The organism is Xenorhabdus szentirmaii DSM 16338, from assembly GCF_002632585.1.
Taxonomy (GTDB): Bacteria; Pseudomonadota; Gammaproteobacteria; order Enterobacterales; family Enterobacteriaceae; genus Xenorhabdus; species Xenorhabdus szentirmaii.
In genome coordinates, this window is the sequence record NZ_NIBV01000007.1 from 1 (window position 1) to 5072 (window position 5072).

Genomic DNA, 5072 nt, shown 5'->3' on the forward strand with positions numbered 1-5072 from the left:
CTGGATACGGTGGTTAAAATTGCTCAGGCATTACAGATGAGTATTGATGCGCTGGTCGGACTCGAAGCGCCGAAAGCACCTAAAATACATAACCCCAAGCTACAAGCGCTTTATGAGCAAATTGATTCACTCTCTGATGAAGATCAACAAGCGTTGATAGTTTTGATGGACAGTTTAGTGACAAGAACCAAGGTGGCAAAACTCATTGTAGGGCAGCAGTAAAATAATTTCGCGGTGTTGACGTGTTCTCAGCACATCAACACCGCTAACCATAACCAACTATTTGAGGTAGTTAATCATGGCTAAGGCGCATTCTAAGCAAAACGTGGCTCAAAATAAAGCTACAAAAACAGAACGTTATTACACCGTGGGATACGTCCCGCAAAATGATAAAGCGAAAGCCCCGCCTGCAATTCATCTTAAAGGGCAATGGCTTAAACAGGCCGGCTTTGAGATTGGCGACTCGGTCACCGTTAAAATCATGGATGGCTGTTTAGTACTGATCCCCGACAGTGACGGGACCAACAGCCTCAAGCAGCAATACCAGCGCCAGCGCGAGCAACTCAGTGACATTAAGCTGAGAATGCGCGAGTTGATTGGGGATTACAAAAGCTACTAAAGGCAAGGGCTGAGCAGCTCTTAAAAAAGAATAAAGCTGGAAGATTTCTAAACTATCTCCAGCTTTAAACGCTAAGTTACTATCTAATTTGTTTCAATGATTCAGCCCATTGGTAAAAATATTCCCGCTGCTGACTGGGAGAAACGGCTACATCATTATCTTCGAAATCAAAAGTACCGACTAAGTCCTCACGAGTTGCTTCTTTTCCTAATATATGCTCGTAAGCGGCCATACCTAAAGCCATCTGTCTAGACATGCTGGACGGGTAGACATTTATTTTTGCTCCTTTACAAAGAAAGATAACATCTTTCAATTCTTCTCGTAGTCTTGCAAAACAAGCAAAAAAATCTAAACCAGAAAATTCTCCTCGGTAGATATCAGTAATCCAAATTCGTATGAAACATTCTCTTTTTTCCGTAGAAATTAGAGATAATTTTGCATTTTCTTCTTTGCCGTTCATTATCACTTTAATTTCAATTTTTCGTTCTTTCATTTTTTTCCATACCTGTTTGGATTTAAAATACTATAGCCAATGAAATCCCCTCGTTCGTTAACAGGAGTAGCACCTAATATTTTATCTGAGGTAATTCCACCGGGGTATGCAAATTCGATTTCTTTAGCATGTGGACTAGCTTGACCAAGAACCTCGTTTACGTTTATTCCTACACCTTTCTTATCCTTTATGGCATATACAAAATCTTTCTCAGTGTAGAATGAAGAGCCAAATTCAGCGGCAACGCCTCGTGAAGTTGTCGTGCTTATAAAATAACTTGGTGGGTCCTCGGCATCCAACGTATGCTTGTACAGATCCTTGCTTGTTCCCCACGGCTTAAATCCATCATTGAAAATTTCATCAGGGTGTCGTGAATCACCCCGGTAGGTTATAAGATCATCACAATCTGCACCCGCCAACCCGAACGGGTCGATAAATCTTGAAGGATTATGCACATACCCGTACGGGTTAAACCCGCCCAACAACCCAATGGGATCATAGGGAAGGTTCCAGCACGGTTATACTTTTTTAAGCGATTTTTTCGTTGATTATCAGCTTGTTAAAGAGCCATTTTTACCCGTTCTGCTCACACCTGCGAACTAAAAACGCCGAAGTGCACTTTCAGGATTTTTTTGCCAAAACGCCAGAGGCAGTATAGCGGCCATTTTTTCCCGTGATAGGGTGAACAGTCTGATTTTGTGACGGTTTTCCCTTTTGGCAACGGGCGAACGGCGGCCGGTTTACCGGACGGCGGGCGGCCGTTCTGCGGGTGCGGGCGGCATAGAGCCTGCAAGTGGCGCCCCTGCGACGCTCTGGATCACCGGAGTTTCAGGTACAACACCGTGTTTGCATGACAGCGGGTTTTGTTTAAGGGAAGCCCCCTGCGGGGGCTGCACGGGGCGGAGATGGTGAGCACGGCAACGAGCAAGGAGCGCAGCGACTGCGAGCCGCGCGCAGCCAGTGCAGCGGGGTCGGGGCGGGGGAGGTAAATTCACGGAGGCCATCGGCCGACCTGCCTTCAGGGTTGTTGGCCGGACGCCGCAAGGCCGCTAAAGGAGAAGCCGGATTAGCTGGATGCAAGCACGGTGTTCAGGGTCGGCGCGATTTTTGCCGAGGATCGGCTGAGAAGATGAGAGCAGAAGGCGCAGCCTTGTGCGCCACGCCCCGCGAGGCCGAACAGCGGGGGCGCAAGACATAATGTTAATTATACGCATTAAGCCGCTTTGCAGCGGTTAGGGCGTTTCGGTGGCTGCCCGGCGCAGTGCGTATAATTCCCCGACATTATGTTGAATAGGCTTTGGCCGGCCACGGCAGATTTTACGGGGACACCACGGGTCAGGCCGGCCATTGCCTATTTACCCCCGCCGCACCGAGGCTGACGGGCAGTCCGGCCACGGTCTGCCCCCGCGCCGAACCCTGCCCAGCTCAACGGGGGCGATCGGGTTGTCCGCCCTGTCCGATGTGAGGGTCGGATGCCGTGCCGTCAGCGGTATCCTGCCCAGCGCGGCTCTTCGGCGGCTCGGTATCAGCGTTCGTCGGCGGGGTGTCCAGTTGTTCGTTCGCGTCACGCTCCGCCGGGTGCGTCTGGTGATGCACCGCCTTTAAGTGGCCGATGGCGACCCGCGTGTAAATTTGCGTGGTCTCCAGCTTCTCATGCCCCAGTATCGCCTGGATATGCCGGGTATCGGCCCCGTTCTCCAGCATCTGCGTCGCCATCGAATGGCGGAACAGGTGGCACGCCCCCGGCTTGTTGAGTCTGGCCTGTTCCCGGATGACTTTTCCGGCCATCAGCGTCATGGTGCTGCGCGCCAGTGGCTGGCCTTTGAGGGTAATAAACAGATAACCACTGTCCTGTTTCCATGCCAGCCTTGGCCGAACGTCGGCCAGATACCGGTTTACCCATGACAGCGCCCGTTCGCCAATGGGCACCACCCGGTCTTTGCGACCTTTTCCCTGCCGTACCACAATCACGCTCCGCCCGCTGTCAACCTCATCCAGTTTCAGGTGGATCAGTTCACTGCGGCGGATGCCCGTGCTCCAGAGTACTTCCAGCATCGCACGGTCACGCAACCCCAGCGGCGTCTGGATATCGATGCTCATCAGCACGGCTTCAGTTTCGGCTTCATTTAGCACTTGCGCGGGCAGGCGTTTTTCTTCTTTCGGCAGCGTCAGCAATTCCGCCGGGTTATACAGGATATGATGGCGTTTCAGCAGCCAGCGGAACCAGCCCCGCAACGCGCTCAGGCGGTTTATCAGGCCGCCATGGGTGTAATACTGCCCGTCCGCCTTGCGGTAACTGCGCAGATAGCGCTGCCAGCTCTCCAGTAAGGCCAGTGAGACCTGCGGCGCATAGCGGACGTCACGCAGTTCGCACCAGTCCACGAACGGGCGCAGCCGTTCCCGGTAGGCTTCCTGCGTGCGTGGGCTGTAGCCACGGTCAATCACGGTGTCCAGATACGCGTCAAGCTGCTGGCGCAGGGTGGCAAGACTTAATGGGGGTTGAGTGTCCATAACGGTTTTCCTCGGTGGCGGGTGAACAGGGTGTGCCGGCACTAGGTTACGAAGGGAGAGATTAAGGCGGCCGGAACAGTGATTTTTTGCTTTGTCAGACTTGCGGGCGTGTAACCCGCGCTGGCTGTGGCGTTGGGGCGATGTTGACACCCCAGACTTAGCCCCGACTTGGGGCAGACTTAGGGTCGACTTGCTGCCGTTCTGCCCAGACTTGCGTCAATCATACGGGCACAATCAGGCCGCTTAAGTGGGCATGGTCGCTGTCACCGTCCCATAACAGTTCGTATTGCAGCAGATGCCCGCGACTGCCGCCGTGGATAAGCAGGTATTCCATGTCAGTCAGCCGCTGGCAATGCAGCTTAAGCTGGCTGTCGCTCCAGTTCGTGTAAGCGCGGATATCCCGCCGGGTAAAGCGGACTTCGCGTAACGTTTGCGGGCCTGTGGCGCACATGCCTTGCGCCATCTGCTGGATCAGCAACAACAGTTTGCGCGTCTGCGGCGGCATTTCATCCAGCGTGCGGCCTAAAATGTCATGCGCCAACTGATTCGCCAGCTGGATATCGGCTTTCGTGACCTCAAGGTATTCCAGTTTTCGGCCACGATGCTCGGCGGTTTTGATTTCCCGTTGGTGTTGGTGCAGCAGGGCGATGCTCTGGATGAGGGTCAGGTATTTCATGTGGTCGCGGCGGGTGCGGGTTTTGTCACTCATGAACGTAAGCTGGCTGGCGTAAGGATTGACCACATTCAACGGTTTCAGCAACCGCTGGGCGTTCTGGTGAAGCTGAGTCAGATAGTCCCGCTCGTTCTCGGCCAGCAACCCTGCCAGCGTTTGCTTGTGGCGCTGCAACGCATGGATGGCTTCCGTTTGTTCACGGGATTCATTCACCGTCAGCACCAGACAGCGATTCAATAACTCTTCATCCACATCAATGGCAGTGGTGGTCAGCATCAGCATCACCGGGCCTTTCACGGTGTAGCTTTTGGTGACCAGCGTCCCGGTGGCTTCATCCTTGCCGGTGCTGGCCATGGTCAGCTCGCCGTCACTCTGCAACAACTTGAGTGCATAGGCCGCCTGCCGTACCCCTTCTTCTTCGGCGATGGCCAAAATTTTATGTTGCAGGTTGGTTTCACCCAGATAGAACAGGCTCTGGCCGGTCATGGCGCTGTACTGGATGCGCTCTTCTTCCGGGATCAGATTGAGCACCGCATCCATCAGACTACTCTTACCCGCCGCGCTGCTGCTTTGAATGAGGACGGCCAAGGGTTTGGGCAGTTTGCGGCTCACCGCCGCCAAGAAGCCCGCCAGTAAGTTGGTTGATTCGCCGACCACGCCACAGGCCGCCAGGTCCGCTGTCACCCGGTCGGTTAAATCCGGAGCTTGCAGCAACGCTAAGGCGGCCGCCCGCTCATCGGCGCTCAGTTCAGGCTGCACGGCTTGGGGGGCTTCTC

At 53.9% G+C, this 5072-nt stretch carries 6 protein-coding genes and 2 pseudogenes; 2 read left to right on the forward strand and 6 right to left on the reverse strand.

Features of this window, described 5'->3' with window-relative positions:
• Positions 1-222 (forward strand): annotated as a pseudogene (locus Xsze_RS22315) (helix-turn-helix transcriptional regulator); the annotation flags it as partial.
• Between the two features lie 76 nt (positions 223-298).
• Positions 299-619: a SymE family type I addiction module toxin gene (locus tag Xsze_RS21205; RefSeq protein ID WP_038234465.1), complete on the forward strand. Its 321-nt coding sequence runs from the start codon at positions 299-301 to the stop codon at positions 617-619.
• Positions 620-698: 79 nt separating this feature from the next.
• Here Xsze_RS21205 and Xsze_RS21210 read toward each other — a convergent pair whose 3' ends face one another.
• From Xsze_RS21210 to Xsze_RS21230, 6 genes and pseudogenes are all read right to left on the reverse strand, one after another.
• Positions 699-1112, reverse strand: coding sequence for a hypothetical protein (locus tag Xsze_RS21210; RefSeq protein ID WP_038234463.1), 414 nt, complete (start codon positions 1110-1112; stop codon positions 699-701).
• Complete coding sequence (locus tag Xsze_RS21215) at positions 1109-1567, reverse strand: scabin-related ADP-ribosyltransferase (protein WP_167330996.1); 459 nt, start codon at positions 1565-1567, stop codon at positions 1109-1111. Before Xsze_RS21215 ends, Xsze_RS21210 begins: the two co-directional genes overlap by 4 nt.
• A 131-nt stretch (positions 1568-1698) precedes the next feature.
• Positions 1699-1905 carry a hypothetical protein gene (locus tag Xsze_RS21970; RefSeq protein ID WP_143707613.1) on the reverse strand — a complete coding sequence of 69 codons (207 nt, stop codon included), beginning with the start codon at positions 1903-1905 and terminating at the stop codon, positions 1699-1701.
• A 74-nt stretch (positions 1906-1979) separates the two neighbouring features.
• Positions 1980-2192: a hypothetical protein gene (locus Xsze_RS21975; protein ID WP_143707614.1), complete on the reverse strand. Its 213-nt coding sequence runs from the start codon at positions 2190-2192 to the stop codon at positions 1980-1982.
• Between the two features lie 345 nt (positions 2193-2537).
• A complete protein-coding gene (xerC, locus tag Xsze_RS21225) occupies positions 2538-3623 on the reverse strand; it encodes a site-specific tyrosine recombinase XerC (protein WP_051462289.1) in 1086 nt (361 codons plus the stop codon).
• 220 nt (positions 3624-3843) lie between these two features.
• Positions 3844-5072: pseudogene (locus Xsze_RS21230) on the reverse strand (DNA primase); the annotation flags it as partial.